Source organism: Acinetobacter sp. TSRC1-2 (assembly GCF_049895885.1).
Taxonomy (GTDB): domain Bacteria; phylum Pseudomonadota; class Gammaproteobacteria; order Pseudomonadales; family Moraxellaceae; genus Acinetobacter.
The window spans coordinates 588,179-614,018 of the sequence record NZ_JAFCTF010000001.1 but is presented as its reverse complement, the minus strand read 5'-3'; the positions used below and the strand labels follow the sequence as shown (position 1 = coordinate 614,018).

The window sequence follows — 25,840 nt, the reverse complement described above, 5'->3', positions numbered from 1 at the left end:
AAATAGTTAAGTTGTGTAACTGGACATTTGTTATTGCCAGAGTGGGCCATAAAATGAAATTAGCGTGAAAGTTTGATTTTTTTCAATTAAAAAATCAACTAAATACATGATTGAAAAATTAATATTTAAGTTTCATCTGGGTTTTAAATCATATTTTTTTATTTATGAAATGAGTTCACACATTGTTCAAAAGGAGCGGTCGGTGTTTTTAGTTGCACATTTGGGATTTTATTTGCGCTGGAGTTTGATTCTCATCGGGCTAGGAGGAGTAAGTGCATGTGATTTTAGACAAGAATCCAAAGGCATTCATCCACCCTCTAATGAAGCACAGAAGTTGAAAGAAATCGAGCAAGCAAACACACTCACTCAAGTTGCAGGCCGCGCAACTATTCCAGAAGACACTGAAACTAAGACCTCATCCATTCAAGCTTATGAAAAGCCTTTTATTGGGCGTTATCATGCCAAAATTCTGTGCAATGATGGTTTTATGCCCTGCACTGAGGGGACTGCTGAATATATTCTTAATTTAAGTGAAGATGGGTCAGTACATCGCAGTATTGTGCAATATGGAAAAATTTTTACTGAAAAAACGACTGAATTTAGCAATGCAAATTATCGCCGTGATAGCTGGTCAGTTAACCAGGCAGAAGCAGAATTGATTGTACATCGCAAGGAGGGGGTGGATATTTATTATCAGATCAAAGATCAAAACCATTTAGTTATGGATCTAGAAAAAATTAATAATGGTAAAAACAAAAAAATATTTGAACAGGGTTATCCTAAACCTTCTAGAGCATATGAGCTGGTGAGAGATTCATCTAATTCGAAATAGAAAAGTGACAATATTTTGATTTAATGTACCGATGTTTTATGTTTAACATGATAGGTGAAGCATAAATTTGGTGGGTTGTGAGGGGCTCGAACCCTCGACCAATAGATTAAGAGTCTACTGCTCTACCAACTGAGCTAACAACCCTGAACGAGGATTAGTGAACTTAAAGCATCGCTTTAAGGGTTCACCCGAGTGCAAGAAAAAATCGAAGATTTTTTAAAGATGCATTAAAGCACTGTGTTTTGCAACATCGGTGTAGCAAAATTTCGAGAATGGCGAATCTACCGAAATGGTATGGTTTGTCTTGGTCGGAATATTTGCAGGTTTCGTTTCTATTGTAGTACAGATATTTTAGTACAGAAAGAAGCCTTAAGGAAGATATGGTGGGCCGTCCGCGACTCGAACGCGGGACCAATGGATTAAAAGTCCACTGCTCTACCAACTGAGCTAACGGCCCATATTTTCAGAGAAAATATCTGAGAAGTAAAAAAAGCTTCCCGGTAGAGAAGCTCTTTAGAATCTTGGTGGGCCGTCCGCGACTCGAACGCGGGACCAATGGATTAAAAGTCCACTGCTCTACCAACTGAGCTAACGGCCCAAGATAATCAAAATAAGTGGTGGGCCGTCCGCGACTCGAACGCGGGACCAATGGATTAAAAGTCCACTGCTCTACCAACTGAGCTAACGGCCCGAAACCAACATTCAAGCATTGCCTGCATGCACAGTGTAAGAAAATAAGGAATTCTCTCAACACCACTTCGTTTTGATGGGCGTATTGTAGCAAGTTATTAAACGAGCGCAAGTAAAAATTAGCAAACTTGTTGATGTTTGATTATAAATGCAACAAATTTGCTGTATCTAGTCAAAAAACATACGTTTTGAGTTAGAAACGGTATTGATAAGCTTGGATATTGTTGAATATTTCTGCCGTTAAATCACAATATTCCGTGGCATTCGGCAGTAAAATCAGCAAGCGCTCGTCTGTTTTATTGGGATCAAAAGCCTGTTCTTTTAGCTTGTTCTTTTGGTATTTAAAAGTCCCTGTGGTCTCCACCTGCGCTTGAACACGTAAGAACACAGGAACAGCATAAGCAGGCAAGCATTTTTTAAACTCAGTTGCCATTTGCTTTAAATCTTGCGCTGTTAATTCTGCACCATCTGCCAGTGTAATTGCCGCCATACCTGCACGACCATTGGTGTTTGGGATTTCTACTCCGTAAACCACAGCTTCAGCAATTTTTTCATATTCACTAACAGTATTTTCTACTTCTGTGGTCGATACATTTTCACCTTTCCAGCGAAAAGTGTCGCCTAAACGGTCTACAAATTGAGCATGACGGAAGCCAATATCGCGTACCAGATCGCCCGTATTGAAGTATGAATCGCCATGTTTAAATACATTTTTCATGATGACTGATTTATTCTTTTCCGGGTCGGTGTAGCCATCAAAAGGTGAACGGCGGGTAATCTTGCCAATCAATAATCCGACTTCGCCTTTTTTGACCTTCTTGCACCAGCCTTTGGCATCTTTTACCGGTGCATTGGTTTCTTTATCAAACTCAACAATGGCATAAGGGGTAGGGGAGAAACCAACAGTGTTGTCAAAGTTAAACACGTTACTGAAACCGACATTACCTTCGCTTGAAGCATAGAGTTCAAGAATTTCTTCGACCCCAAAACGTTGCTTGAATTTGTCCCAGATATTCGGACGCATGCCATTGCCGATCATTTTTTTGACACGATGACCGTGTTCAAGTTCAGAAACCGGAGCATCCATGAGATAGCGGCATAATTCACCCACATAACCAATTGCCGAGACATCAAATTTTTGGACATCTTTCCAGAAAGAAGAAGTGGAGTATCTGCGTCGTAAGGCCAGTGTTGCACTGCCGGCAATGACACCACACCAGCAGACCACGATGCCTGTGGCATGATACAGCGGTAAGGTGACGTACATGACATCATCTTTATTCAGGTTTAACACATGTCCATAGGTGCCATAGGCCAAAGTCCAGCGGCTATGCGTGAAAATGACTGCTTTAGGTAGACCTGTCGTACCCGAGGTATAGATGTAAAATAAGCCATCTTTACCTTGAATAGTGTGCGTGGTTGGCGTATTGAATTTGGGAAAGCTATCAATTTTATCTGCGAGATTCGCCCAGCCTTTCGGGGCGTGACCTGCATCACTTTGAGTGGCTTGATCAGCAAACCAGTGAAAACGATCTGCTGCAAGCGCTAAGTCTTGACGTACTTCTTCTACAGCATGACGGCATTCTTCACCGACAATGACTGCAATGGGTTTTACCAGGTTAATGCTATGTGTTAGTGCCTTACCGGTTTGCGATGTATTGACTAGGGCTGAAGTCACGCCAATTTTCGCCAAAGCAACTACAGTCGCTACCAGTTCCGGACGGTTTTCCACCATCACCGCAATGACATCGCCTTTACAAGCGCCCAGAGACAGATAAAAGTGCCCGATCTGGTTGGCCCATTCATTCAGCTCTTGATAACTGAATTTTTGATCTTCAAATAATAAGGCTGTCCCGTGGGGATTGCGCTTGACGGCTTTTTCAAAGGCAATACCTAATCCTGTAGGGGTGTCGGATGTGCGTAAATAGGCTTGCTTTAGACCACTCAATAGGTGAGGGACTTTGCTCATAAATTTAGGTAATTTCGCTGCGACATCAGCAATACCAATAAGATCGCTCTGTGGGGTGTGGTTCATAAGAATCCTATTTATTTTTCATAATCCAATATGTCTATTTGTTTGCGACTATCTGTACAGGTGTCTTTTTAATCGTTTAATCCTAGTGCAATCAACCTAATTTGACAAAAATAACAAAAAAAACCTAGTCACCGAAATGACTAGGTTTTTTTTATTCGTTGCATTAGAGCTAATTATGACTCATTTGCAGGAGTTGCTTTCTTCGGTGGACGACCACGAGGACGACGGGGACGGACAGGTTTGTCAGCGTCATCATCCGCATCCGGGTTGTCTACATCAGCTTTTGGCTCAGCTTGTTCTGGTGCATTTTGAGCACTTTCTACCGATAATTCAGATTGAACCGGTTTTGGCTTTACTGGCTTTTCAGCACGGGGAGCTTGAACAGCTTCAGCTTCCTTGATCGGTTCAGCAACCACTTCTGGAGCTATGACGACTTCAGGCGTTTCAGTCACTGGCGCTTCTTCGATCACAGTTTCTGGTTCTGTAGCCGGAACAACTTCAGCAGGGGTTGTTTCAACCACTTCCTTGGTGGCTTCAGGTTCGCTATGTGCTTGCTTAGCTTGCTCTAAAGCTTGTTCCGCGGCAAGTTTTGCCAAACGACGACGTTCACGTGGATCATTAGCAACACGGTTATCCGAAACAGCAGGAGGTGGTGTTAAGTCCAGCACGGGTGCAGGTTCAGCCTCAGGAGCAGCTTTGGTTACAGCAACATCACGGGTAACCGGCTGTGCTGGTGCTTCCGCTTCAGTTGCCTGAGATGCCATAGTCGCCGCATATTGCTCGGTGAATTTCACCAATGCACGGTTGAAGGTTGGGATTAAACCAAATTGCTCAATCAGCACTGAACAGTCTTCACCATAAACATGGCGAATGAGGCTGCCCACTGTATATTGACCCAAAGTTGGAACCTGAGATGGATTCAATTTTGGAGCTTGAGTCTGTTTTGCCTGTGCTTCACGCTTTTGGCGACGATGCATACGCGGATCGTTGCTCGCACGTTTGTCAGCAGAACGCGGTTGGTGTGGCTCGCGAGTTTCAGTGGTTGTTGCAGGTTTTTCTTCCTTCGCAACGACTGGTTTCTCGATTACAGGCGCTTTGGTTTCTGCAACAGCGACAGGTGCAGCTTGAACGATTGGTGCTTCAACAACAGCTGCTGTTGTATTTAACGCAACAATTTCACTTTTCGCCTGATCTACATTAACCACCAATGCAGTTGGAATAACATCCTGACGAGGTGTATCAATCACTTCGACTTTAGGCTGTTGTTCGTTAATTGCAGGCGCAGCAATTGCTTGCTGAGGAGCAGCTTGTTCGTTCAATACGTTTTGATCGCGATGACGATTTGGGCGGTTTGGACGTTGCGGGCTATTGCGGTCACGACGTGGAACAGCATTTTGCTCTGTTTGAGTTTCAGAAGCCTGTTGTTCAACGTGTTGACGTCGAGTCGGGCGCTTGTTGTCACGTTGGTCTTGGCGCTGATCTTGACGTGGTTCTGGACGCTGTTCTTGACGTGTTTCTTGGCGCTGCTCATGACGTGCTTCTTGGCGCTGCTCATGACGAGGAACTTGAGCAATTTCCTCATGCACTTGATTTTGTTGATTGTCGTGCTGAACTTGTTCACGTTGCTCTTTAGGCTTATTACGCTTTTTATTGTGACGTTGCGCTTTTTCTTCTCTATCAGAATATTTGTCCGCAACTTCATCCTGTTCCTGTTTTGGTGTTACAGGCGCAGTTGGCGATAAGTAAGCATTGTTGTTTGTAGTTGCAACAGGTGGTGCACTCTGAGCAGATGCAGATGTTACAACCTGACCGAATTGACCACGGCTTACTGCACCGCCATTCACCATTTGTTCAATCGCCGCCGCCGCATTGTTTGCAGTACGGGCTTGATCAACAGTTTTGGCCTGCTTTTGTACAAACAGGTTTTCTAACCATGCACATGGACTTGCTGAAGCTTGAGCAACAGGCGCAACTTGAATTGGCTGTGGTTGCTGTACTTCTTGAGCCGCTGGTTGTAAACGACGTGGTTGCTTGTTGTTTTGGTTTTTGCTTTGTTGTTGAACAGATGCTTGCGCAGCAGCTTGAGCTTGTTGTTCGCCTTCCAAATGCCATTCAGAAGATTCGTAACCCAGCTCCTTTTCACTTGAACGTGTTGCTTCAGTACGTTCATAGCTGGTTGGGGCAAAACCTTCAGCATTATAAGTGATTTCGTAATGCGGCGTTTCCAAGTGCGGATGAGGCAACACGGTTACACGTACATTTGAAGTTTGTTCTAAATACACCAAAGTATGACGCTTTTCATTCAATAAGAATGCTGCAATTTCAACAGGTACTTCAACCTGAACTTCACCATGACGTTCACGCAGTGCAATTTCTTCCACTTTACGCATAATCGAAAGCGATAAAGAACGTAAGTCACGCACCATACCGGTACCATGACAGCGTGGGCAAACATAACCGGTTGCTTCTTCAAGCGATGGACGTAAGCGTTGACGGCTCATTTCCATTAAGCCAAAACGTGACAATTGACCGAATTGGATCCGGGCACGGTCGCTTTGGGTTGCTTCACGAAGTTTTGCTTCAACCATACGTTGATTGCGGTCTTTGGTCATGTCGATGAAATCGATCACTACTAAACCACCGATATCACGTAAACGCAGTTGACGTGCAATTTCTTCCGCCGCTTCCAAGTTGGTATTTAGCGCTGTATCTTCAACATCGTGACCACGTGTTGATTTAGCCGAGTTAATGTCAATCGACACTAAAGCTTCAGTTTGGTCGATCACGATTGAACCGCCAGAAGGAAGTTTTACTTCACGTTCATAAGCAGTTTGAATTTGGCTTTCAATTGCAAAATGAGCAAATAAAGGCTCATTTAAAGTATAAGTTTTAAGTTTTTCTAACTGACGTGGCATCACGGCTTTCACGAAGTTGTAGGCTTCGGTGTAGGCTTGTTCAGAGTCAATTAAGATTTCTGCAACATCGTCACGTAAATAGTCACGAATGGCACGAGTGACCACGCCAGCTTCCTGATGCACCAGCATTGGTGATGGACCAGAACTTGCTGTGGTTTGGATTTGTGCCCAAAGATCCATCAAGTGTTGCAAGTCAAGTTGCAATTCTTCTTGCGAACGACCAATACCTGCAGTACGAACAATCACGCTCATACCACGCGGAATATTCAGCGACGACAACATTTCTTTCAATTCTTCACGAACTGAGCCTGAAATTTGACGACTGATACCGCCACCTTTAGGGTTATTTGGCATAAGCACCAAATAACGACCGGCAAGCGAGATAAAGGTAGAAAGGGCAGCACCTTTATTGCCACGTTCTTCTTTTTCCACCTGAACCAGAAGTTCGGTGCCTTCAGTGATCAATTCGCGGATATTTGAAGTTTGGCGAGGGTCTGCCTTGTAGTATGAGTTTGCGATTTCACGCATAGACAGGAAGCCTTGACGACCTGCACCATACTCAACAAAAACAGCTTCTAGAGAAGGTTCAACGCGAGTCACGTGACCTTTATAGATATTAGATTTTTTCTGTTCACGGGTACGATTTTCTAAATCAAAATCGTAAAGACGCTGACCAGTGACAAGTGCAACGCGAATCTCTTCGGCATGTGTTGCATTAATCAACATACGTTTCATGGGTGTAACACCTAATAGTGATACACAGCAAAACATCGCTATTCACGTAGCGAACATCACACATTACGGATCAATACCCAGATCTCAAATAAACGCTTGTGGTCTGAGCTTTTTTACCGGCCTTTTTTTGGGCTTCGGTTTTTGATTCATGTATTGATGATGACCAATACGGCTTCAATCTTTAAACGATTAAAGTCACCTGAACGATTCACTGGCGGACAAACGGTGCATTAGATGTGAGTAACTTTCACTGTCACGTAGCTTGAAGATCATCCCTTCATTAAGATAGAGCGTCTTGATACGGAATTATCATCGTATCTTTGCTTTATGTGCAGATCCAATGCATCAACGTTATAGCCTGAATGCGACTTCAGGGTGCGACTAATCTGATGTGTATCAGTTTACGTTTAAAACCAACTTTAAGTTGGCGACATATTTTTTAGGGCAAACTGATTTATGTACCGAAGTACAATTAAACGCAACAGTTTGCTTTTTTGCCGATATAATAAGCCTTCGGCGTCGGCATATTCTTTAGGGACCTTTCCGTATTTAATGTGAATTGTGAAATTTAATTTTGAGCTTCAAAAATATTGAAGGAATTAAATTTTTTCACACTAACGGTGGTATCCGTGCGCTGACTATATCAAACCTTGCATCATCTGCCTATGGGTTAAGCTTATGTTTCTTGTGTAAAGCATAGCCTAAGTGATCAGTTTTTAATCAATTTTAGTATTTTTTTGGGTCATAGTAACTGTATGAATTCTACGCAAGAATGGCAAAGTGTCACTTGGTTTGAAGTGGACGAGCATCAATCAGGCCAACGCATCGATAATTTTTTATTTTCAAGACTTAAAGGTGTACCTAAAAGTCGTATTTATCGTTTGATGCGTGAAGGGCAAGTTCGGGTTAATAAAAAGCGTATCAAAGCGGAAACCAAACTAGCGATTGGTGACCAAATTCGCGTTGCGCCAATTCGTTATGAGCCTAAAGATGAAACACCTGCACCGGTATCGGACAAAGTGGCTCAAAGCCTGCTCAGCCGTGTGATTTATGAAGATGAAGGTTTAATGGTGGTAAATAAGCCTTCTGGGATTGCCGTGCACGGTGGTAGTGGCGTGGCCTATGGTCTGATTGAAGGCTTGCGCGCAGCAACCGGTAAGAAATATCTTGAACTGATCCATCGTATTGACCGTGATACTTCCGGCCTGGTGATGATCAGTAAAAAACGCAGTACCTTAAAAACCCTGCAAGATTTACTGCGTGAACACAAAATTAAAAAAACCTATGCTGCAATTGTGAAAGGCAATGTCGTGATCGATCGTCAACTGATTGATGCACCTTTACACCGTTATGAGCTTGCCAATGGCGAGCGTCGTGTATGCGTATCCAAAGAAGGTAAAGAATCGAAAACGCAGTGGAATGTAGCTGAGCGCTTTATGCATGCAACGCTTGTATATGCATCGCCGCTTTCAGGTCGTACCCATCAGATTCGTGTGCATGGTTTAAGTATTGGTCATCCTTTAATTGGTGATGAAAAATATGGTCATGAAACTGCCTACAAAGGTCCGAAAGCACGTCGTTTATGCTTGCATGCACTGCGCCTGGAAATTCCGGGTTATGAAACCATTGAAGCGCCATTGCCTGAAGATATGCAGAGTCTGGTGGCACAATTACGTGCACAGAAGAAAGACAAAGAACCGGTTTTAACGGATCGTGACCAAGACTGAATTTCTTTTCTCAGCAGCGGGGAGTATTCGATGAATAGCTCCGTTACTCAAGAGAGATTAAAGAATTTGGGATGTGAAAAGGATATGCATAAGGCGACATTGGTGTCGCCATCGCCTAGCAAATATTTGTTTTGAATTTTCTCTAAAGAAATTTTTCCTTTTCTTTCGTTTGTAGAGAGGAGGGCCGGGAGAATGAAAGGCAAATGCTATGTTTTGCGTTGAATCAAATATTGGATTAATTCATGAAAAAAACTTTAGAACTTATTATCTTTGATTGGGATGGTACTTTATTTGATTCAGTCGGTCAGATTGTAGAAAGCCTGCAATTCGCTGCTCAAGAATATGAACAGCCTTTAACAGATGAAGCTGCGAAAAGCATTATTGGTTTAGGTCTGCCTGAAGTCGCGCAAGTCTTGTTTCCAGATGTGCCTGAATTACACCCTGATATTTTGCAATGCTATTCAGATCACTATGTCGAAAATTCGAAAGGTGATGCCTGGTTTGATGGCGTGGCGGAATTGTTGAATGATCTAAAACAGCAGGGTGTAAAACTTGCGGTTGCGACCGGCAAAAGTCGTAAAGGTTTGGACCGGGTGTTAAATCAAACTCAAAGTCAGGAGCTTTTTGTGGTGACCCGTGCGGCTAGCGAAACCAAATCTAAACCTGATCCACTGATGCTTGCAGAGATTTTGCACATTACTGGCGTGAATGCTGAAAATGCGATTATGGTCGGTGATACCTCCTATGACTTGGAAATGGCACAAAATATTGCCATGCCGCGTATTGGGGTCAGTTATGGGGTGCATACACCTGAGACGCTGGCGCAGTTTAATCCGCTGGCCATTGCCGAGGATGTCGCAAGTCTGCATCAGCTGTTATTAAATCAGGTGAATTTAAAACAGGCCGTTTAAGATACATGTGATGTTAAAAAGGGTGATTTCAAGTCACTCTTTTTTATACTTATTCAATTCTAAATTTTTGTACATCAGGGTTGTGGTTAACCCAACCGGTCCAGTAATTGACGACATTCACTATTTTATTTTGAATACTCATAATTTTATAAAGATCATTACGTGGCGGTGAAATTTCATTGGGACGAATGACCTCAGTCAGCATAAAAATGTCTGGTGTAATCCAAGTAATACGCCAGAAATCTGTGTTGTAGTCGTCACGACTATATTCTATTTCGTTTTGCCAGGCAGCAGCGGTCGCTTGGGCATTGAATTTTAGTCCCGTGCAACTTGCACCATTTAAAATTAGATATTTGTTTTTAAGTTGATTTTGATAATTTTGTGCAAATATTGTACTGCATAAGGTGGTGAGTAAAACCGTTAATAAAAGTATCTTGGTTTTCAGTACCAATATTTTAATTCCTTTTTTTAATTGCTTATAAATATCATCACTATTCAACAATAAATTTGTCTTTCTTATCTAAAAGGTCGAATTGCTCTCATCTTTTAGTCGTAGAAGTGATTGATTGTTAAAATGAATAGTATCTATTGCAGAGCTGATTATTCGGATATCATGAAATATCTAAGCTAACTGCTTTTTTTCACTCAAAAAAATAGAATGCCATTTATAGGTTATAGCTATTGTAAAAAATAAAATAAGTATTGGCATAAAAAGCGCATTTTTCAGATTCTAAATCAGTTTATACATATACACGTTTGCCAAGATGGGCAGCACCCATTTGCTGATGGGTTTGATCATTTGCATAGAGTTTTTCTGATTGTTCATTCCATTTCCATCGATAACGGTATAGGTCCAATTTTTTGCAGTTTAAGGAAACATTGATGTCGAATTCTGCTGTTGTTGAATCAGTTGCCCAAGCATTACGTAGCGCTGAATTATCTAAAACTGCGATTGCACCGGTTCGCCCACAATTGGGTGGTGAAAGTGCGGATGTAGATATTGCTTACGCAGTTCAAGAGTTAAATACCCAACGTGCCCTAAGCGAAGGACGTCGTTTAGTCGGCCGAAAAATCGGTTTGACTTCAAAAGTTGTACAAGCCCAACTCGGTGTAGATCAGCCTGACTTCGGTATGCTGTTTGCAGACATGTCTTATGGTGATGGCGAAGCAATCCCGGCAGGTCTATTGATTCAGCCTAAAGTTGAAGCAGAAATTGCATTAATCATCAATAAAGATCTTACAAAAGAACATCATACCTACGCTGACATTATCAGTGCGACTGAATATGCCTTGCCAGCGGTAGAAGTGGTGGATAGCCGTATCGAAAACTGGAAAATTTCCTTGATTGATACCGTTGCCGATAATGCCTCTTCAGCTGCCTTTGTTTTAGGTTCACGTCCTGTGAAACTTGAAAACCTGGATTTGGTGAACTGCAAAATGACCATGACCCGTGGTGATGAAGTGGTCTCTCAAGGTGTAGGTAAGGCCTGCCTTGCAAATCCACTGAATGCTGCGGTTTGGCTGGCGGATGAAATGGTTCGTCGTGGTCGTCCACTATTGGCAGGTGACATCGTATTGACCGGTGCATTGGGTCCTATGGTGGTTGCAAACCCAGGTGATGAATTTAAAGTTGAAATTGAAGGCTTTGGTTCAGTGACAGCAGCGTTTGCAGCTGAATAAGCATTGAGCTAAACACGGAATTTTTGAGAGTACACATTCATGAAAAAGATTAAATGTGCATTGATCGGTCCTGGAAACATTGGGACTGACTTGCTTTACAAGCTTCAACGTAGCGAATGGTTAGAGCCAGTTTGGATGGTCGGGATTGACCCGACATCGGAAGGTTTGGCACGTGCTGCGAAAATGGGCATTAAAACCACTGCTGAGGGCGTGGACGGTTTACTTCCGCACGTTTTAGCAGACAATATTCAAATTGCGTTTGATGCAACGTCTGCTTATGTCCATGCTGAAAACAGCCGCAAGTTGAATGAGCTTGGCGTACAAATGATTGACTTGACGCCTGCGGCGATTGGTCCATTCTGCGTACCACCGGTCAATCTGGAAGCTCTGCTTGAACAAGGCGAATTACCTAATGTAAACATGGTGACATGTGGCGGTCAGGCAACCATTCCTATGGTGGCAGCGATTTCACGTGTTCAAGCTGTGAACTATGGTGAAATTATTGCCACTGTATCAACGAAATCAGTGGGTCCAGGTACACGTAAAAACATTGATGAATTTACACGTACCACTGCGGGTGCAATTGAGCAAGTAGGGGGCGCGAAACAAGGTAAAGCCATCATCATTATCAACCCTGCTGAGCCACCACTCATGATGCGTGACACGGTTCACTGTCTTGTTGAAGGCGAACCTGATCAAGCTGCAATCACAGAATCTGTGCATGCCATGATCAAGGAAGTTCAAAAATATGTACCAGGTTACAAACTTGTAAATGGTCCAGTCTTTGATGGCAACCGTGTTTCGATATTCTTGGAAGTGGAAGGTTTGGGTGATTACTTGCCTAAATATGCTGGTAACCTGGATATTATGACTGCAGCTGCTGCACGTACTGCAGAAATGTTTGCAGAACGTCTCATCGCTAACCAAGCAGCGCAAGCTGAAGCAGAAGCTTAAGGAGCAGACCATGTCAAAAATTATTATTAATGATATGACGTTACGTGATGGTATGCACCCAATGCGCCATCAAACTACACCAGAGCAAATGGTTGCGATTGCAACTGCACTTGATGATGCGGGTGTACCTTTAATCGAAGTAACACATGGTGACGGCTTAGGCGGAAACTCTGTGAACTACGGTTTTGCAGCTGCAACGGATGAAGAATATTTAACTGCGGTGATTCCAAAGCTTAAACAAGCAAAAGTATCTGCACTTTTAATTCCGGGTATTGGTACGGTTGACCACTTAAAAATGGCACATGATGTAGGTGTAGCAACGATTCGTGTTGCAACACACTCTACAGAAGCTGACGTTTCTGAACAGCACATTACTGCTGCGCGCAAACTTGGCATGGACACTGTGGGCTTCCTGATGATGGCACACATGGCATCACCTGAGCATCTTCTTGAAGAAGCGAAAAAGATGGTGTCTTACGGTGCAAACTGTATTTATGTGACGGATTCTGCCGGCTATATGTTACCGAATGATGTGACTGACCGCGTGGGTATTTTACGTGCCAACTTGGCTTCAGAGATCGAAATCGGTTTCCACGGTCACCATAACTTGGGTATGGGCGTTGCCAACTCTGTTTCAGCAGTTCAAGCCGGTGCAACGCGTGTCGATTTGGCTTCTGCTGGTTTAGGCGCAGGCGCAGGTAATACACCACTTGAATTGTTTGTTGCGGTTGCTAACCGTATGCAAATGGAAACAGGTGTAGACTTGTTTAAAGTTCAGGATATTGCTGAAGAATTGATTGTTCCAATGATGCAGCAACCGATTCGTGCCGACCGTGATGCAGCAACTTTAGGTTATGCAGGTGTCTATTCTTCATTCCTGTTGTTTGCTAAACGTGCTGAAGCGAAATATGGTGTTTCCGCGCGTGAAATTCTGATGGAATTGGGTCGCCGTGGTACGGTAGGCGGTCAGGAAGACATGATTGAAGACTTGGCTTTAACCATGTCCAAAGCAAAAGAGCTTCAAGCTTAATTAAAGTATTAAGTTAAAAAGAAAAAGCACCCGAATATGGGTGCTTTTTTAATTTTAAATAATTTAAGAAGAAATTATTTAATATAATCAAATGATTGTTTAGTATTTGAATGTAATTTCATCAATAGTACTGAATTGTTTTGCTAATTGCTTTATAGAGAGGAGCGCTAGATTTATCTTTACTGTATTTTATTCTGAGTATCTAGCGTGTAAAACAGCTGAATAATTCAGCTGTTTTTTTATCATGGATTTTAAAATTTAAAGGTATACATGGTATAGACACGATTCTCGTTATAATCTCGACCATACTTGGATTTATAATCAATATTGAGCCATGAAAAACTTAAACCTTGGAACAGGCCGTCGTTAATGGTATAGCCAAAACGATAGTTAAATTCTGTTTCATTGTCGTCTTTGCCTTGGGTTTTAAAGTTTTCACCGTGAATATATTTGGTGTCTAATTTTAAACCGGGTATGAATGCCTCAAAATCATAACTCAAAGTTAGATGATATGATTCTTCATCTTTTTTAATGAACGAACCTTGAGTCCAGTTAATAAAATCAAGTACAGGAATAGGACCATCAATTAAAGGATAATCATTGTCGCCAAATATTTTTTGGTAGCCGATACCTACTTTCAATTTTGGCAGTACTTCTGCATAGTTGATAATGCCAAAGTTGTTGCTGTCTAATGAACCTAGTTTTGCCTCTCCAATATCTGTGTTATTAAAGTAACGCAGGTTGGTTTGCATTTTTGTATCAAAAAATTGCCATTTATAATCTAATCCCAGCATACTTTGATTATAAAGGTTTTCCAGATAACCATTGAACACATGTAATTTTAAATTAGGCGATATTGCATGCTGAATGTCTAAATAAGTTAAACCATCAGATTCAATATTTTTTACACTAATTTTTTTGAAATGTTCAGCACTACGACGTGAATATTTATCAATTAAACCTGCTGAAACGGTTGTATCCTTAAATTTCCCTGTATACACCGCACCATGAAATGATGGGAGTAATTGTCGAGATGGATCTACCACCAGCATTGGGTTGTTAATCCATTGTTCACCATAACTTAGAGTATGATTTTGAAATGAAGCCTCAAAATTAATACCTTGTTTGTGCTGATGTTGTTTTTGCTCTTGGGCGATTGGATCAAAAGGCAAAATAGTATCTGCAAGGCCTTTATCATTACTCAGTCGGTAGGCATATTGAAAAGAAGGATTTAACGCGACATTCCAATCCTCATTCAGTTTATAGCTAAATTTTCCTCGATAAATCAGCCCTTGTGTCCAACTGCCTAGGTCTGCATCACTCTGACTATAATCCCGCTCTGCATACAGATTTTTTAAAGTCACTGTATTACTTATCTTCAGGTCTTCTACTGCATGTGCATTTCCTAGGCACAAAAGTAACCCTGAAAAAATAAATTTTTTCATTAAAAATCAATCCTTGTAAATTTAAAGTTTATTTCCGGAGTATGGTTCTGAATCCAACATGAGAAGTGGCAAGATCAAATTCTTGCGGGTGTCGGGCAGCTGCCCTATAACGTGCACAATAATTATCTGCACATAAATAAGAACCGCCTTTTATGGTCATCGTCATGATCTGTTCTGTGCGGTTACGTGTCATTTGTGGATTGCCCATATGCATATCAGAGTGGGGGCCTTTGTAAGCAGAATTTGTCCATTCCCAAACATTTCCAATCATGTCATGTAGACCAAAAGGATTGGCTTCAAAACAGCCGACAGGTGCTATATCTTTAAATCCATCTTGATTAGAGTTGGAATAAGGAAATTCACCCTGCCAGTAATTGGCGGTAATTTTTCCATGCGATTTTGGGCCGATATCTTCCTGATCACTGAACCCTTTGGATAGGTATTCATTTTCTAATTCGGTAGGCAGATCGCGACCAAGCCATGTTGCATATGCCAACGCATCATTATAAGTCACATAACGAACTGGCTCATTCAGAGCAGGGGATTTCTCATTAATGTTTTTCCATGAAACATTTTTCAAGAATTCCCACCAGGACATCATGGCAACATTATCTGTTTGGGGCTTGATGAAAACAGCTGCGCCACCTTGTTTTTCAGCATCGGTAATATAGCCAGTTGCATCTACAAAACTTTTAAACTGGGCAACAGTAACTTCTGTTTGATCTGCCCAGAAAGCATTTACTTTGAGTTTGTTTTGATAGAAAGGGCGTTCATCTTCATAACCTGTGTGTGAACCAAAAACAATTTCACCTGCCGGAATTTCAACCATACCGGATGTTTTGGATTTTCCCCAAAGCGCAGGCAAGCCTGAATATTGCTTACATTGATTGACACTTCCCAAAGTGACAATTTCTGTAGATTGCTCAGATTTCGAAGAGTTGCATCCTGCGAGGCTGAACACAAGCAATACCAGACAACCCCCTTTCATCAAATTTGACATGGGTATATTACTCCGCGAAATCCTGTACACCTACACGTTGAGTATATTTCACATATTCTTGCTGGAGCTGTTTTACAATTTCCGGGTGTTTTTTACTTAGGTCAGTCGTTTCTGTACGATCATTTTCTAGATCATATAACTTCCAGTCCGGACCACTCAGGTTTTTGGTAATGGTACGCGTGAGTTTCCATCTTTTGTTACGCACATAGGCATCGCCATGCAATTCATCTGCATAGATAAAGTTTTCGCCATATACAGAATTGGTTTTACCCTTGAGGTAACTGATCCACGATTTACCCGAAAGCTGGTTGAACTTGCTAGGATCCAGGTAAGCGGGCTTTAATGAGGATTGGGTAACTTCAAGAACAGTGGGGAAAACATCTTTTACATTGACAAAGCTATTACTAATTTTAGCTGTGGTGCTATTTGGAAGTTTAACAATCGCAGGTGCACTGACGCCGCCTTCAGCTGCAGTTCCTTTCCAAAGTGAAAATGGTGCACTGCTAACTTCAGTCCAACGCGGGCCAATAAGTTCATAAGATTTAGTTTTACCTAAATTATTATAACTATTGTCATAACCAGGAAGTGGGCGGTAGAACCCTTCTGCGCCATTATCTGACATAAAAATAAACAGAGTATTGTCGTATTGCTTAATCTTTTTCAGATGTTTAATCAGTTTCCCGACATTGTCATCCATATTTTTAATCTGTGCCGCATAAATTTCCATTTTACGCGCTTCGATTTTTTTCTGTTCAGCTGTTAGATTGTTCCACGTATCTAAATTCATTGGAGCAAGTTCTTTACTAACGACATTGGCTGTTTTTGTAGAATTAATCAGCTTTAGCTTCAGCATTTTCTCTAGACGCTTTTGTTTAATTGCATCGTAACCCTGATCATAGTGGCCCTTATAAATATTCAAATAATTTGTCGGTACTTGAAGTGGCCAATGTGGGGCGGTGAGAGCAACATAGGCAAAGAAAGGTTGGCTTGGCTTCTTATTATTACCAATATATTCAATAACTTTTTGAGTAAAGAAATCTGTTGAATAAAAATCATCTGGTAATTCGACTTTCTGACCATTTTCAGTGTAAATGGTTTTACGTTCTATACCATCAGGAAGTGTTTTGAAATGTGAGTCTGCACCATTTAATAATGCATAAGAAAAATCAAAACCTCTACTTGCCGGATTGGTCTCGGGGGTATAACCAAGATGCCATTTACCTGCCATAAGTGTTTTATAACCATTGTCTTTTAATACTTGAGGCAAGGTCATTGAGCGAGTATTTAAATAACCTTCATAACCAGGTTTACCTAAAAACTGTGGACGAGGGGTTAAATCAAATCGTCCTGCGTCTGCCCGCATAGTCTCCGCCATTGCACCCAATCCAGCTTGATGATGATCTGTACCCGACATCAACTCGGAACGCGTGGGAGAACACGTGCTAGGGGTGTGGTAATTGGTAAAGCGAGTTCCTTGATGAGCAAGACTATCAATATTGGGAGTCTTGATTTCACTACCAAATGAACCTAGATCAGAATATCCCAAATCATCTGCCAGAATGATGACCACATTCGGCTTTTGAGCGAAGAGCTGAGTAGAAACTAATAATGATGTAATTAAGGCCAATTTGTTGAATTTCATTTCACTCATCCTTGATTATGATTTACAACTATTAGAGTAGTGTAAATGGTTTAAGGTTAATCTATATTAGACGAAGAGTTATTTTTATATAAATCAAATATATATGTTGTTTTTGAGTAGGTGATTTGTGATAATTAATATATTTTAAATATTAAGTCATACTATTTATGTATTAATTTTTTAACCGAGTTAAGTTATTAGGTATTTTATTATAAATATAACTTATAGATTTAAGATCTTATTGAGTTACTTAAATAAAAAAACACTTAATAAATCAATATTTATCTATTTGTTTTATAAAAAAACTTAATAAACAATATATTAAATAAGGTTTAGTGTGGGGAATAAAAAATACTTATTGTTAAAACATATTAAAATTTAGAATTAAATATCAAAGAAAAGAAAAATAAAGTTATATAAGTTACTCCTTAATACTCTGGTCTGATTTTTTTTGACTGCATTGTTTAGCATGATGGCGTTATAGCTTAATTTGATCACTGGGAATAAGCCATGCGTCGTCAAACTTTATGGAAAGCCATCTGTGCTGCGACTCTAGCATTAAGTACAACTGCAACGAATGCAGAATTTATCGACGATAGCCAAGTCCAATTAAAATTCAAAAATTTCTATCTTGATCGCCAGATTGCAGAAACACCAGACAGAAACTGGGGTTCATGGTCACAAGGCATTACCCTGGATGCAAAATCCGGTTATCAGGATATTGGCGCTGGCATTCAAGTGGGTGCAGACCTTTTGGTACAGCACGCATTTAAATTGAATGGCCGTGATAAAAATCCGGACTTCGTGTTGCCGCATGACGGTAAAGAGTCCAAAGACAACTTCGGTAAAGTGGGTGCAACTTTAAAAGCCAAAGTTTCACAAACTGAACTAAAAGTGGGTGAATTATTACCGGTATCTCCAGTATTGGTCTTCGATCCATCGCGTCAGTTGCTGACTACTTTTAGCGGTGCATGGTTGGAATCTAAAGACATTAAAGATACCAAGTTAACGCTTGCGTATATTGATGGCATTAACAACCGTTATGACAATCAGTTCCGTGATTTAACCAAATTTGCTCCGCCTGCATATGATAATGGTGCGGCAGCGGATGGTATGTATATTGCAGGTGTAGATCATCAATTCAATAAAGAGATAGGTACAAGCTATTGGTATGCAGATGTAAAAGATATCTACCAGCAGCATTATGTCGGTGCAAATTACAAAACCACATTAGGTGAAAAGGCAAAATTAGATAGCCATATCCGTTACTTTGATAACTCGGATTCAGGCAACAAACTGTATGGCCGAATTGATAACCAGGCATTATCTGCAGGTGCAAAAGTTAATTACGGCGCCCACACCGTAGGTTTGGGTTATCAGCAAATGTTTGGTGACAGTGCTTTCCCAACATTGGGCGGCTGGGTGCCACAGCCTTATTTAGTTAACTGGGGTGTAGCAACTTTCACTGCGATTGATGAAAAATCAGTGGGCTTAAGCTATGGTTATGACTTCTCTGAATTGGGTGCAAAAGGCTTGAATGCTACTGCGGTCTACATGATGGGCTTTGATGCTGAAGCAAATGGCAAAAAAAATCAGGATTCGGACGAGCTTAATTTAATCGTGAACTACACAGTGCCTGAAGGTCAGTTGAAAGGTTTAGGCTTCCAGGCGATGTATATCGATGCTGACTTCGATTATAAATCTGACCTTAAAGAGTATCGTGTAGCCACAACCTATACTTATAAGTTCTAAATCATTGAATCAAAAAAAAGAGCGCCTGTTGATCAGGCGCTCTTTTTTTACGCTCAGAATATTTTGGCTTGAAATACCTTAAGCAAATTAGGAGTATGGTTTTATTTTAATTAAATAAAAACAAAGACATAAATAATCGTTTTTTTATAGGGTTTGATCGTAAATTTGTATCAGTTTGCTGAGGCTGAACGGTTAATATAAAGATGTAAAAAGTCATTTTAATGAGTCAACTTGACGTCGAATTCTTGTAATAGAGGGACACGCAAGCTAAAGACTGTAAGAGGAATCAATATGAGCACTGTTCAAATCCCTGACTATCAAACAGATCCATTCTTTGGCTTAGAAGACAAATGGATTGAAACCGCTGAAGGCGAGTTGACGCATTACCACGAAATTGGTGAAGGTACACCTATTCTATTTTTACACGGTTCAGGTACAGGCGTATCTGCTGCTGCAAACTGGTGGTTAAACTTGCCACAAATTGGTGAGCAAGCACGTTGTATCGCCATCGACACGATTGGTTATGGTCAAAGTGTGGTTGCGCCAAACACTGCTTACGGTATCCGCGCTTGGGTGGATCACGCAGTCCGTACTTTAGATGCTTTAGGTATCGAAAAGACCTGGGTTGTGGGTAACTCCTTGGGTGGCTGGTTAGCTTTCCAGATGGCACTGGATTACCCTGAACGTGTTTTGGGTATCGTGTCTATGGGTACGGGCGGTGCAAAACAGACTGCTGCACTGAAAGCGCATGCAAACCCGGTGCTTACCGAAGAAGGGATCAAGAAAACCCTTTCTATGTTCGTAGTAAACAAAGACTTGATCACTGATGAATTGGTGAAAGTACGTTTTGATTCTGCGAAAAACGATTATGCTTCTGACCGTCTGATGGACGTTGTTGGCGCACGTGACCGTGACCGTTTCGAATTCCCGCTTGATTTCGAAAAAATGAAAGAAATCAAAGTTCCTGTACTTTTAATTCATGGCGTACAAGACGTGGTAATTCCTGTTTCTCGTTCATGGGATATCTTGAACATAGTTCCGCATGCTGATGCGCACATTTTCAGCCAATGTGGTCACTGGTCTCAAGTTGAAAAATCTGAAGAATTTAATACTGTGATCAAAAACTATTTAACAGCTCGTGGTGTTTAATCGCGCTGTATGAATACAATGAAAAAGGATGACTGAGGTCATCCTTTTTTATGCCTTTAATTAAGGACTTATAATTAAGTGCCAATAATTAAGTGCTAATAAAGTTAGCCGCAACATTGATACTGATCGCCAGAATAGTGGTATTGAATCCATAGGCCAACAGAAGGTGCAAGGTATTTAATACCCGCATAGAGCGTGAAGTGATGGATACATCTGCGGTTTGCGCTGAGGTTCCGACCACATAGCTGAAATAAATAAAATCTGGGTAAGTGGGGCATGGTGTCTTGGGAAAATCCAGTCCGCCATCTGTATGTTTTTCTAATGCCAGATAAAAGTCATGGGTATAATGAATGGCAAAAATGGTATGCATAAAAAACCATGCAGAAACAAGGGTAAGAACGGATAAGGTTAAGTGTCCCGTCCGAATGGTGGCATCTGGGGGTAAATGATTAATTTCAATAACGATGGCAATGAAACACATGATCAAAGTCAGGACTACCAGCAGTAAAATCAGCCATTTACTGGCATCTTGTTGTTGTGCACGCTGTAAAATATTTTCATGTTCTGTACGCCATAAGTTCTTCAGAGTTAAGAGTAAATAGCTATAAATCGCGATATTCCAACTGATTAAAAGACAGGTAGACCAACCCCAGTGTGTCAACCAATCTAAGAAATAATAGAAAATAGCGATTGCAGGAAAGGTAAAAAAGAAATAGGGGTGGGATCGGACACCTGTTTTTATTCGATGCAGCGGGTGTATTTGCATAATCTTCCCCTATAGTGTTCTTTATTTTTTATAAATATTTTAAAAAGATTGTGATCAGCTTATTAGACTTAAGTTGTAATTTTTTGATTATAAGATATTTTTATAAATAGGATAAATAAAAGTCATACGTTATTTCCTATCAAGATTACTTTTAAAATAGTGATTTTTTATTAGACTTCAGTCTAGTATAGTAGAAAAAATAACCAAAAATGGGCAAAAAAAGCCCCCACTATTTATCAGGAAAATAATGGTGGGCTGAATTGAGAAAGCAAGTTTGTAAAAATTAATCAATCACGATTGATATTCAGATAAAACACCCGAGTAAGTAATTCAATAAATTTCTTCACAACCATAGAACTACTGTTTTTGTGGTAACTGACATACAAGTCGAGGTAAGGGAGCTCAACGTCTAAAGGACGAATGACAGTATTGTTCATGGTCAAGGGTGCCACATAGCCCGGTAAAATCGTACAACCTAAGCCCATACCAATTGAGTTGATATTAAACAAGATATTGTCGGCCTTTTGCACAATGTTAAATTCAATAGCATTGGCTTTAGCAAAATCCAGAATCGCGTTGTGTAGTGTCAGAGACTGTTCAGCAGCGGGAATAATAAAATCTATTCCATTCAATGCCTTAACGGGAATACGTTCATACTTCGCCAAAGGATGATTTTCGGGCAAAATAAAAATCAGCGGTTCGCGTAAAACAAATAAACTTTCGATGTCTTCACTATTCGAGTTATGCCGGGTAAACGTGACATCCAGTTCACCTTTTTTCAGTAGTTTGATTTGCTCATTGTTATTGAGGCTGAGCAATTCGATTTTTACATCAGGGTTTTGCACACGTAAGTTTGGCAAGACATAAGGGAAAATCTTCATTTCCGCGACTGGAACGAAGCCAATACGCAGCATTTGCTGTTTGGCTTGCGAGACTTGACGTGCCATGGCAATAGCTTTGTCTGCTTGAGCCAGTGTTAAGCGTGCCTGTTCAAGAAATACAGCCCCTTCTTCCGTGAGTTCAACTTTACGTTTGGTACGATAGAGCAGTTGTACCCCTACATCTTCTTCTAGGTCCTTAATTTGCTGACTTAAAGAAGGTTGGGCGGTATAAAGCTTTAACGCAGCTTTACTAAAGTTCAGTTCTTCTGCAACGGTGATAAAATATCGAAGGTGTCGTAATTCCATATAATCAGTCCCATGAGTAATCCAAAAAATGTCTTACTATAATTTGGGAAGAGTATAATCTATAAACAACTATTCCGTGAAGATGATTCTGCCATTTAGAAAATAAATGGTCTTAGATTGTTCATGAGGATTTTAATATAGAAAATAACATTCTTAATAATCCATAAAATATCTTAATTGAAACAAAAAAAATATTTCACTAAAAGTCGCTATAAAACCATTATCCACTAAAAGTTGAGTCTATTTACTTTGTGACTAAGTCCGTCACAGGAGAGCTTCTCATGAGTGGAAAAATTGATGTGCGCGAAATCGATGCTTTGGTCGATGCACAAAATGGTCGTATCTCGCCATCGATCTATACAGATCCAGATTTATATGAATTAGAGCTTGAACGCGTTTTTGGCCGTACTTGGTTGTTCCTTTGTCATGAAAGCCAAATTCCTAAATCGGGTGACTTCTTCAATACCTATATGGGTGAAGATCCGATTATTGTGACACGTCAAAAAGACGGCTCAATCAAAGCATTCTTAAATCAATGCCGTCACCGTTCTATGCGTGTGAGCTTCGCAGACTGTGGTAATACGCGTGCATTTACTTGCCCATACCACGGCTGGTCTTACGGTATTGATGGTGCATTGAAAGACATCCCGCTTGAAGAACGTGCTTTCCCGCAAGGCGCATGCAAAGAGAAATGGGGTCTAGTTGAAGTAAATCGTGTTAAATCTTACAAAGGCTTAATCTTCGGTTGCTGGGATGAAACCACACCTGACTTGATCGAATACATGGGTGACATTGCCTGGTATCTAGATGGCGTATTAGACCGTCGTCCGGGTGGTACTGAAATCATTGGCGGCGTGCACAAATGGGAAATTGAATGTAACTGGAAATTTGCAGCTGAACAGTTTGCATCTGACCAATACCATGCCTTGTTCTCTCACGCCTCTGCCATTCAGGTATTGGGTGCAAAACCAGATGACGAATCCTCTAAGAAATTAGGAGCAGCGCAAACGGCTCGTCCAGTTTGGGAAACCGCGAAAGACGCGATCCAGTATGGCGCGCGTGGTCATGGTTCAGGCTTCTTCTTCACTGAAAAACCAGACGCAAACGTGTGGGTCGATGGTGAAGTTGCCAATTACTTCCGTGAAACTTTCGAGGAAGTAAAAGAACGTTTGGGTGAAACGCGTGCATTGCGTCTTGCGGGTCACAACAACATGTTCCCAACCATGTCTTGGTTGAACGGTACTGCAACACTTCGCGTATGGCACCCACGTGGTCCAAACAAAACTGAAGTGTGGGCATTCTGTATTGCCGATGCTGAAGCGTCTCAAGAAGTGAAAGAAGCATTTGAACGTTCTGCGACACGTGCTTTCGGTCCTGCCGGTTTCCTGGAGCAAGATGACTCCGAGAACTGGATTGAGATTCAAAAAGTATTGCGTGGTTATAAAGCGCGTAATAACCCACTCATTATGGAAATGGGCTTGGGTCACGAGAAAAAACGTGAAGATGGGATCCCGGGGATCACCAACTACATTTTCTCTGAAACTGCAGCACGTGGCTTATACCGCCGTTGGGCAGACCTGTTGATCCATGAAACATGGGAAGACGTAGAGAAAGCCGCTGACGCATACGAGAAGGAGCTAATGAAATGAGTCAGATCAGTTTAGAACTTCATCATCAAATCAGTCAGTTTCTGTATCGTGAAGGCAAAGCGCTGGACGACTGGAAATTCCGCGATTGGCTGGATATGTTGGCAGAAGATATTTCTTACACGCTACGTACCACGCCAAACGCTCAAACCCGTGACCGTCGCCGTTCAGTTGAACCACCGACGACTTGGGTATTTAACGACACCAAAGATTTGCTTGAACGCCGTGTTGCGCGTCTTGAAACCGGTATGGCTTGGGCTGAAGAGCCTCCATCACGTACCACTCACATGGTGAGCAACGTGATTGTAGAGCCGACTGAAGTGGAAGGCGAATACGACGTGTACGTAACTTATTTGTTATACCGTACCCAAAAAGAGAAAGACGTAACGATTTACTGTGGTAAGCGTCACGACAAGATCCGTAAAGTTGAAAGTGATTTGGGCTTCCAGATCTTCAACCGTAAAATTACGTTAGATCAAGTGACCTATAACTCACATAACCTGAGTGTATTCTTCTAATGAATAAGATTTTTGTTTGCCAAGTTGACGAATTAGACGAAGGCGAAGCGCTAAAAGTAGATTGCGGTGTGAATGGTATTGAAGCGCTTGCAGTGTTCAACAATGGCGGAGAATTCTTCGCCATGAATGACCGTTGTTCACATGGTAATGCTTCTATGTCTGAAGGTTATCTTGAAGATGATGGTACGGTTGAATGCCCACTGCATTCAGCACGTTTCTGCTTGAAAACAGGTGAAGCTTTATGTCTACCTGCAACTGATCCAATCAAAACTTTCCCTGTGATTGTTGAAGATGGTCAATTGTTTGTAGAGATGGCAGGAGAATAATCATGGGTTGGCTACAAGGCGAAGTTGCACTGATTACTGGTGGTGGTTCAGGTTTAGGCTGGGCTTTGGTTGAGCGGTTCTTGGAAGAGGGTGCACAAGTTGCGGTTCTTCAACGCTCAAAAACTAAAGTGGATGCATTGAATGAATACTTCGGTGGTAAAGTTCTTGCGATCGAAGGTGATGTAGCCAACTATGCAGATAATGTCCGTGCGGTAAATGCAACCGTTGAGCGTTTTGGCAAGCTTGATTGCTTTGTGGGTAATGCCGGCATCTGGGATCATTATGCCGATATCGTGAATACCTCTGGCGAGCAGCTGGAAAAAGCCTTTGATGAAATCATGGGCATTAACACCAAGTCACTCATTCTTGGTGCCAAAGCGGCGCTAGATGAGTTAGTCAAATCTGAAGGTTCAATCATCTTCACCTTGTCTAATTCTGCGTTGTATTCAGCGGGTGGTGGTCCAGTTTATACCGCATCTAAACATGCGGGCGTGGGCATCATGAAAGAATTGGCGTATGAACTTGCACCGAAAGTGCGAGTTAATGCAGTTGCGCCATCAGGCATGAACGTCAATATCAAAGGTGCGGCATCACTGGGTCAAGAAAACCTTGGTCTGCTGGATGCACGTGATCCCGAGAAAATTGCCCGTGGCATGCCGTTGAATTTCTTACCAGAACCTGAAGATATGACCGGTTCGTATGTATTGCTGGCGTCTCGTGCCAATAACCGTACGCTGACTGGTGTTTTAATTAATGCTGACTGTGGTCTGGGAATTCGTGGTTTACGTCAGCCACGTGCAGGTTTTTTTGAAGACTAAGTCTTAAGTCTTCATCAAACCTTATTCTGAAAAACTCAGAATCACACTCTGGCAGCCATTTGGCTGCCTTCGTTTAGGAGCG

Annotated in this window: 20 protein-coding genes and 4 tRNA genes; 12 read left to right on the top strand and 12 right to left on the bottom strand. The window is 41.4% G+C overall.

Annotation, left to right across the window (positions count from 1 at the left end; translation table 11 throughout):
* Positions 1-106: 106 nt before the first annotated feature.
* Positions 107-832 carry a hypothetical protein gene (locus ACP69Y_RS02880; protein WP_425915987.1) on the top strand — a complete coding sequence of 242 codons (726 nt, stop codon included), beginning with the start codon at positions 107-109 and terminating at the stop codon, positions 830-832.
* Positions 833-900: 68 nt separating this feature from the next.
* Here ACP69Y_RS02880 and ACP69Y_RS02875 read toward each other — a convergent pair.
* The 6 genes from ACP69Y_RS02875 to ACP69Y_RS02850 form a co-directional block, all read right to left on the bottom strand.
* A tRNA-Lys gene (locus ACP69Y_RS02875) sits at positions 901-976 on the bottom strand.
* A gap of 237 nt (positions 977-1,213) precedes the next feature.
* Positions 1,214-1,289 (bottom strand) — tRNA-Lys (locus ACP69Y_RS02870).
* 65 nt (positions 1,290-1,354) lie between these two features.
* Positions 1,355-1,430 (bottom strand) — tRNA-Lys (locus ACP69Y_RS02865).
* A gap of 17 nt (positions 1,431-1,447) precedes the next feature.
* Positions 1,448-1,523: transfer RNA gene (locus ACP69Y_RS02860), tRNA-Lys, on the bottom strand.
* Positions 1,524-1,715: 192 nt separating this feature from the next.
* Positions 1,716-3,557 carry a long-chain-acyl-CoA synthetase gene (locus ACP69Y_RS02855; RefSeq protein WP_425915985.1) on the bottom strand — a complete coding sequence of 614 codons (1,842 nt, stop codon included), beginning with the start codon at positions 3,555-3,557 and terminating at the stop codon, positions 1,716-1,718.
* Positions 3,558-3,730: 173 nt separating this feature from the next.
* Positions 3,731-7,207, bottom strand: coding sequence for an Rne/Rng family ribonuclease (locus ACP69Y_RS02850; protein ID WP_425915983.1), 3,477 nt, complete (start codon positions 7,205-7,207; stop codon positions 3,731-3,733).
* A gap of 755 nt (positions 7,208-7,962) precedes the next feature.
* Here ACP69Y_RS02850 and ACP69Y_RS02845 point away from each other — a divergent pair.
* Positions 7,963-8,934 (top strand): RluA family pseudouridine synthase, encoded by a 972-nt coding sequence (locus tag ACP69Y_RS02845; protein WP_425915981.1) that lies wholly within the window; start codon positions 7,963-7,965, stop codon positions 8,932-8,934.
* Between the two features lie 242 nt (positions 8,935-9,176).
* Positions 9,177-9,845, top strand: coding sequence for an HAD-IA family hydrolase (locus tag ACP69Y_RS02840; protein WP_425915979.1), 669 nt, complete (start codon positions 9,177-9,179; stop codon positions 9,843-9,845).
* Between the two features lie 49 nt (positions 9,846-9,894).
* Here the strand turns inward: ACP69Y_RS02840 and ACP69Y_RS02835 are convergent, their stop codons facing one another.
* Positions 9,895-10,347 carry a hypothetical protein gene (locus tag ACP69Y_RS02835; RefSeq protein ID WP_425915977.1) on the bottom strand — a complete coding sequence of 151 codons (453 nt, stop codon included), beginning with the start codon at positions 10,345-10,347 and terminating at the stop codon, positions 9,895-9,897.
* A gap of 380 nt (positions 10,348-10,727) precedes the next feature.
* On the opposite strand from ACP69Y_RS02835, the gene mhpD reads away from it, so the two are divergent.
* From mhpD to dmpG, 3 genes are read left to right on the top strand one after another with little or no spacing between them, the layout of a single operon-like run.
* Positions 10,728-11,525 (top strand): 2-keto-4-pentenoate hydratase, encoded by a 798-nt coding sequence (mhpD, locus tag ACP69Y_RS02830; RefSeq protein WP_425915975.1) that lies wholly within the window; start codon positions 10,728-10,730, stop codon positions 11,523-11,525.
* 39 nt (positions 11,526-11,564) lie between these two features.
* Positions 11,565-12,479, top strand: a complete 915-nt coding sequence (locus tag ACP69Y_RS02825; RefSeq protein ID WP_425915973.1) for an acetaldehyde dehydrogenase (acetylating) — start codon at positions 11,565-11,567, stop codon at positions 12,477-12,479.
* A 10-nt stretch (positions 12,480-12,489) separates the two neighbouring features.
* A complete protein-coding gene (gene dmpG / locus ACP69Y_RS02820) occupies positions 12,490-13,509 on the top strand; it encodes a 4-hydroxy-2-oxovalerate aldolase (RefSeq protein WP_425915971.1) in 1,020 nt (339 codons plus the stop codon).
* A gap of 251 nt (positions 13,510-13,760) precedes the next feature.
* Here the strand turns inward: dmpG and ACP69Y_RS02815 are convergent, their stop codons facing one another.
* From ACP69Y_RS02815 to ACP69Y_RS02805, 3 genes are read right to left on the bottom strand one after another with little or no spacing between them, the layout of a single operon-like run.
* Positions 13,761-14,954 carry an OprD family outer membrane porin gene (locus tag ACP69Y_RS02815; protein WP_425915969.1) on the bottom strand — a complete coding sequence of 398 codons (1,194 nt, stop codon included), beginning with the start codon at positions 14,952-14,954 and terminating at the stop codon, positions 13,761-13,763.
* Positions 14,955-14,982: 28 nt separating this feature from the next.
* Positions 14,983-15,954 (bottom strand): formylglycine-generating enzyme family protein, encoded by a 972-nt coding sequence (locus ACP69Y_RS02810; RefSeq protein WP_425915967.1) that lies wholly within the window; start codon positions 15,952-15,954, stop codon positions 14,983-14,985.
* A gap of 7 nt (positions 15,955-15,961) precedes the next feature.
* Positions 15,962-17,596, bottom strand: coding sequence for an arylsulfatase (locus ACP69Y_RS02805; RefSeq protein ID WP_425915965.1), 1,635 nt, complete (start codon positions 17,594-17,596; stop codon positions 15,962-15,964).
* Positions 17,597-18,106: 510 nt separating this feature from the next.
* Here ACP69Y_RS02805 and ACP69Y_RS02800 point away from each other — a divergent pair.
* Entirely contained in the window at positions 18,107-19,348 is a 1,242-nt protein-coding gene (locus tag ACP69Y_RS02800; RefSeq protein ID WP_425915963.1) for an OprD family outer membrane porin, read from the top strand.
* Between the two features lie 291 nt (positions 19,349-19,639).
* Positions 19,640-20,497 carry an alpha/beta fold hydrolase gene (locus ACP69Y_RS02795; protein ID WP_425915961.1) on the top strand — a complete coding sequence of 286 codons (858 nt, stop codon included), beginning with the start codon at positions 19,640-19,642 and terminating at the stop codon, positions 20,495-20,497.
* An 88-nt stretch (positions 20,498-20,585) separates the two neighbouring features.
* Here ACP69Y_RS02795 and ACP69Y_RS02790 read toward each other — a convergent pair whose 3' ends face one another.
* Positions 20,586-21,263 (bottom strand): DUF1345 domain-containing protein, encoded by a 678-nt coding sequence (locus tag ACP69Y_RS02790; protein ID WP_425915959.1) that lies wholly within the window; start codon positions 21,261-21,263, stop codon positions 20,586-20,588.
* 287 nt (positions 21,264-21,550) lie between these two features.
* Positions 21,551-22,450 carry a DNA-binding transcriptional regulator HcaR gene (gene hcaR / locus ACP69Y_RS02785; protein WP_425915957.1) on the bottom strand — a complete coding sequence of 300 codons (900 nt, stop codon included), beginning with the start codon at positions 22,448-22,450 and terminating at the stop codon, positions 21,551-21,553.
* Between the two features lie 281 nt (positions 22,451-22,731).
* On the opposite strand from hcaR, the gene hcaE reads away from it, so the two are divergent.
* Genes hcaE through hcaB form a run of 4 tightly spaced genes read left to right on the top strand, consistent with a single transcriptional unit; the run spans position 22,732 to position 25,758 of the window.
* Positions 22,732-24,099 (top strand): 3-phenylpropionate/cinnamic acid dioxygenase subunit alpha, encoded by a 1,368-nt coding sequence (gene hcaE, locus ACP69Y_RS02780; protein WP_425915955.1) that lies wholly within the window; start codon positions 22,732-22,734, stop codon positions 24,097-24,099.
* A complete protein-coding gene (gene hcaF / locus ACP69Y_RS02775) occupies positions 24,096-24,614 on the top strand; it encodes a 3-phenylpropionate/cinnamic acid dioxygenase subunit beta (protein ID WP_067722174.1) in 519 nt (172 codons plus the stop codon). The genes hcaE and hcaF overlap by 4 nt, the downstream gene beginning before the upstream one ends.
* Positions 24,614-24,940 (top strand): 3-phenylpropionate/cinnamic acid dioxygenase ferredoxin subunit, encoded by a 327-nt coding sequence (hcaC, locus tag ACP69Y_RS02770; RefSeq protein ID WP_067722172.1) that lies wholly within the window; start codon positions 24,614-24,616, stop codon positions 24,938-24,940. The genes hcaF and hcaC overlap by 1 nt, the downstream gene beginning before the upstream one ends.
* Positions 24,941-24,942: 2 nt before the next feature.
* On the top strand, positions 24,943-25,758 hold the full coding sequence (hcaB, locus tag ACP69Y_RS02765) for a 3-phenylpropionate-dihydrodiol/cinnamic acid-dihydrodiol dehydrogenase (protein WP_425915952.1): 816 nt from the start codon (positions 24,943-24,945) through the stop codon (positions 25,756-25,758).
* Positions 25,759-25,840: the final 82 nt, after the last annotated feature.

What these genes read in the sequence shown, in the direction of transcription:
- hcaB (WP_425915952.1), top strand. Translation starts at nt 24,943, where the DNA reads ATGGGTTGGCTACAAGGCGAAGTTGCACTGATTACTGGTGGTGGTTCA.
- ACP69Y_RS02805 (WP_425915965.1), bottom strand. Translation starts at nt 17,596, where the DNA reads ATGAAATTCAACAAATTGGCCTTAATTACATCATTATTAGTTTCTACT.
- hcaE (WP_425915955.1), top strand. Translation starts at nt 22,732, where the DNA reads ATGAGTGGAAAAATTGATGTGCGCGAAATCGATGCTTTGGTCGATGCA.
- mhpD (WP_425915975.1), top strand. Translation starts at nt 10,728, where the DNA reads ATGTCGAATTCTGCTGTTGTTGAATCAGTTGCCCAAGCATTACGTAGC.
- ACP69Y_RS02855 (WP_425915985.1), bottom strand. Translation starts at nt 3,557, where the DNA reads ATGAACCACACCCCACAGAGCGATCTTATTGGTATTGCTGATGTCGCA.
- ACP69Y_RS02825 (WP_425915973.1), top strand. Translation starts at nt 11,565, where the DNA reads ATGAAAAAGATTAAATGTGCATTGATCGGTCCTGGAAACATTGGGACT.
- ACP69Y_RS02880 (WP_425915987.1), top strand. Translation starts at nt 107, where the DNA reads ATGATTGAAAAATTAATATTTAAGTTTCATCTGGGTTTTAAATCATAT.
- hcaF (WP_067722174.1), top strand. Translation starts at nt 24,096, where the DNA reads ATGAGTCAGATCAGTTTAGAACTTCATCATCAAATCAGTCAGTTTCTG.
- hcaC (WP_067722172.1), top strand. Translation starts at nt 24,614, where the DNA reads ATGAATAAGATTTTTGTTTGCCAAGTTGACGAATTAGACGAAGGCGAA.
- ACP69Y_RS02840 (WP_425915979.1), top strand. Translation starts at nt 9,177, where the DNA reads ATGAAAAAAACTTTAGAACTTATTATCTTTGATTGGGATGGTACTTTA.
- ACP69Y_RS02845 (WP_425915981.1), top strand. Translation starts at nt 7,963, where the DNA reads ATGAATTCTACGCAAGAATGGCAAAGTGTCACTTGGTTTGAAGTGGAC.
- hcaR (WP_425915957.1), bottom strand. Translation starts at nt 22,450, where the DNA reads ATGGAATTACGACACCTTCGATATTTTATCACCGTTGCAGAAGAACTG.
- ACP69Y_RS02810 (WP_425915967.1), bottom strand. Translation starts at nt 15,954, where the DNA reads ATGTCAAATTTGATGAAAGGGGGTTGTCTGGTATTGCTTGTGTTCAGC.
- ACP69Y_RS02795 (WP_425915961.1), top strand. Translation starts at nt 19,640, where the DNA reads ATGAGCACTGTTCAAATCCCTGACTATCAAACAGATCCATTCTTTGGC.
- ACP69Y_RS02800 (WP_425915963.1), top strand. Translation starts at nt 18,107, where the DNA reads ATGCGTCGTCAAACTTTATGGAAAGCCATCTGTGCTGCGACTCTAGCA.
- ACP69Y_RS02790 (WP_425915959.1), bottom strand. Translation starts at nt 21,263, where the DNA reads ATGCAAATACACCCGCTGCATCGAATAAAAACAGGTGTCCGATCCCAC.
- ACP69Y_RS02815 (WP_425915969.1), bottom strand. Translation starts at nt 14,954, where the DNA reads ATGAAAAAATTTATTTTTTCAGGGTTACTTTTGTGCCTAGGAAATGCA.
- ACP69Y_RS02850 (WP_425915983.1), bottom strand. Translation starts at nt 7,207, where the DNA reads ATGAAACGTATGTTGATTAATGCAACACATGCCGAAGAGATTCGCGTT.
- dmpG (WP_425915971.1), top strand. Translation starts at nt 12,490, where the DNA reads ATGTCAAAAATTATTATTAATGATATGACGTTACGTGATGGTATGCAC.